We start from the raw sequence: 3,070 nt of genomic DNA on the forward strand, positions 1-3,070 counted from the left end.
CCCCCCCCCCCCCCCCCCCCCCCCCCCCCCTCTTTGCTGTCCTGATCTCCGACTGTCCGCCGGGGACGAATGCCAACGGGAGGCTGGCCGGAAGGGAGGCGCCGCCGTCGTTCGTGGCCTGAAGCGTTAGTCCTTGCCTTTGCCCTTGTCCTCGCCTTTTCCGGGCGCGCCGTTCCCCTGGTCCTGGCCGGAATCGGCAGGTTGCGTGGCCGCCGGGGCAGGTACCTCCGGAACGGGCGACTGCGTTGCTGCCTGCTCCGCGGCCGCCTTTTCCTTGGCGGCCTGCTCCGCGGCGGCGATCGCGTCCTCAAGGTCGGCGCGGACAGCGGTGGCTATGGTGGTGATGCTCCGGTGACGTTCTTCGCTGATGTCCCCCCGGTCCTGGGCCTCGGCAAGTTCGGCCTCGAGGCCTTCCAACGCCTTCAGCGCTCCGTTGGGATCGTTTTGCGATGAAGCCTGGGTAACCTCCAGGACGCGGGCCTGGAGCTGCCGGGCTGTGTCACGCTTCAGGCCCGTTTCGCCCGTGCCGCAACCGGCAACTGAACCGGCCGTGAGCGCGGCTGCGGCCAGACCAACCACCACGCGGGTGGCAGTGCGCCGTGCCAGGCTCACGGTTCCACGCTCTTTTGAAGCTCTTCCAGATGCTCGCCCAGGACTCCGCTCACCTCAGGGTAGGGCACGACGTCGGCGGGAGACTGGGCAGACAACGTCAGCATCACGGCGACGACGGCAGCCGCCACCACCACAAGGGCGAGCACCACCGCGAGCCAGAAGCGCTTTGTCCGGGCCTGCGGGTGCAGGTTTACGGCAGCTGCAGCATTCACCGCCGGCTGCTTCCCGCCCGTTGTCTCTGCGGGAGCAGCAGCAGGTTCCGCTGCTGCTTCACGGATCTCGTCGACCGATTCCTCCGCGGTAATAGACGGCGGGTGGAAGGGCATCGCTGGCAGGACGCGAGTGGTTTCGGGCGCCAGTTCCCCGGGCGTTGACGCGGGGGACACGAGGGCCTGCCGCAGGGCGGTCTCGACGTCTGCCGCGGCTGGACGTTGCAGCGGCTCGAGGGCGGTCATGGAGCGGATCAGGTCCGCCCACTCGGAGGGGACGTCGTCGGGTATTTCCGGCGCGCGGTGGAGCCTTGCCACAGCGGATTCCACGGCGCTGCCCGGGTATTCGACGATCCCCTTGATGCACTCCAGCAGGACCAGGCCCAGCGAGTAGATATCGGTGGCGGGGGAGAGGGGCTGGCCCATTGCCTGCTCGGGGCTGAGGTACGCGGCGGTGCCCACCATGGTTCCGGTGGCTGTGAGCCTGGTGGCATCGACAATCCGGGCGATGCCGAAATCGGTCAGTTTGGGCCTCAGCGGTTCGCCCGGGCGGATCTGGACCAGCAGGATGTTGCCCGGTTTGATGTCACGGTGGATGATGCCCAAGCCGTGAACGTAAGCCAGGGCATCGGCGATCCCAGCGCCGATGACAGCCAGTTCGTCGAGCGGGACGGTGCTGTGCCGGATCCGGGCACGCAGGTCCTGGCCCTCCACCAGTTCCATGGTGAGGAAGGGGCGGGGCTCGTCCGGGATCCGGGTGTCGATGCCGGCGTCAAACAGGGTGACCAAACCGGGGTGGTTAAGGGTTGCCAGAAGCTGGATCTCCGCTTCCTGGCGCTTCAGTTCTTCCGTGTCCGGGGCCTGCGGGGCGAAGAGCTTGAGGGCTACATCGCGGCCGAGGTTTTCGTCCCGGGCGCAATAAACCGAGGACATTCCCCCACGGCCAATAACTTCGCCCAAACGATAACGTCCGCCGACCATTTCATTCGCAATGGAGCTAGGCGATTCCGCCACCATGACCGTTCCTCCCGGTGCGCTGCGGCACTGTCGTATTGAAATTATACGGGCGGCGGGGCGGTGCTCGCGATTGGACCGGGCTTTTAGGGTAGGCACGCCGACGGCCCGGCGGCGAAATTCGGGGATATTCGCCGCCGGACCACCGGCCACAAGGACATGTGTGCTGAAGACATGTTTTGCGTTGTTTGTTAGATTTCCGCCGGGACGGACCTCCCTTCACTCAGCCTGCTGATTGCAGCCGCTTCAGGCGCAGGGCGCAGGCGCTCCTACATGTTTGGAGGTGGCTAGGACATCCGGCGCTTGCGCAGCATCAGCAGCCCGGCCACGAGAAGCAGCAGGGCGAGCGGAACCAGCGAGGCGTCCACACCGGTGTTGGCCAGGGCGGTCCCACCCCGGGCCGGGTTACTGCGGGGGGTGGTGTCCATGGCGATGGCGCCGCCTACCGCAGTGGAGCCCGCTGGGGCTACAGCGATGCTGCCGGTGCCGGGGTCGGTAGTGCCGGTGTTGGTGCCGGTCCCGGTGTCCGTGCCGGAGGTGCCATTGTCAGTACCAGTTCCCGTTCCCGGGTCGGTTCCGGTGTCGGTGCCGGGGTTGTTTGTGCCGGGATCCACGGTGCCGACTCCGTCGGTGTTGCCGTCCCCATCGCCCGGATTCTCAGCGCCGGGAGTCCCGGTGCCTGGGTTCTCCGTGCCCGTTTCGCCGCCAACCAGTCCGATTCCAAGGCCAACGCCCAGATCGGCGCCAAGGTCTAGGCCGCCACTGCCGTCGGTGGTGCCGTCGGTTCCGGTGGTGTTGCCGAGGCCGAGGTCAAGGGCCGCATCAACTGCAGCGCCCAAACCGTCAGTGGTGCCGTTGCCCAGGTCGACATCAACGACTGCGCCTACGACGGTGTCAAGTCCGCCAGTGGTGCCGTCGGTTCCGGTGACGTCGCCGAGACCAAGGCCGAGGTCAAGGGCCGCATCAACTGCGGTGCCCAAACCGTCGGTGGTGCCGTCGGTTCCGGTGGTGTTGCCGAGGCCGAGGTTGATGTCGGCTGCTGCGGCTGCGTCGGCGGTGGTTCCGCCGTCTGTGACCGTGCCGGTGCCGAGTGCCAGGGCGGCGTCTGCGGCAACGGCGAGGTCGGTGGCGCCGGTGGTGGTTCCGCCGTCTGTGACCGTGCCGGTGCCGAGTGCCAGGGCGGCGTCTGCGGCAACGGCGAGGTCGGTGGCGCCGGTGGTGGTTCCGCCGTCTGT

General features: G+C 67.7%; 2 protein-coding genes and 1 pseudogene. All 3 read right to left on the reverse strand.

Annotation, left to right across the window (positions count from 1 at the left end; all coding sequences use genetic code 11):
- Positions 1-126: 126 nt before the first annotated feature.
- The gene (locus tag ACYQ1Z_RS13650) at positions 127-612 is read right to left on the reverse strand and encodes a hypothetical protein (RefSeq protein ID WP_459793072.1); all 486 of its coding nucleotides are present in this window, start codon (positions 610-612) and stop codon (positions 127-129) included.
- On the reverse strand, positions 609-1,838 hold the full coding sequence (locus ACYQ1Z_RS13655; RefSeq protein WP_459793073.1) for a serine/threonine-protein kinase: 1,230 nt from the start codon (positions 1,836-1,838) through the stop codon (positions 609-611). Before ACYQ1Z_RS13655 ends, ACYQ1Z_RS13650 begins: the two co-directional genes overlap by 4 nt.
- Before the next feature lie 284 nt (positions 1,839-2,122).
- A pseudogene (locus ACYQ1Z_RS13660) lies at positions 2,123-3,070 on the reverse strand (hypothetical protein); the annotation flags it as partial.

This window comes from Arthrobacter sp. AD-310 (assembly GCF_054656615.1).

What these genes read in the sequence shown, in the direction of transcription:
- ACYQ1Z_RS13655 (WP_459793073.1), bottom strand. Translation starts at nt 1,838, where the DNA reads ATGGTGGCGGAATCGCCTAGCTCCATTGCGAATGAAATGGTCGGCGGA.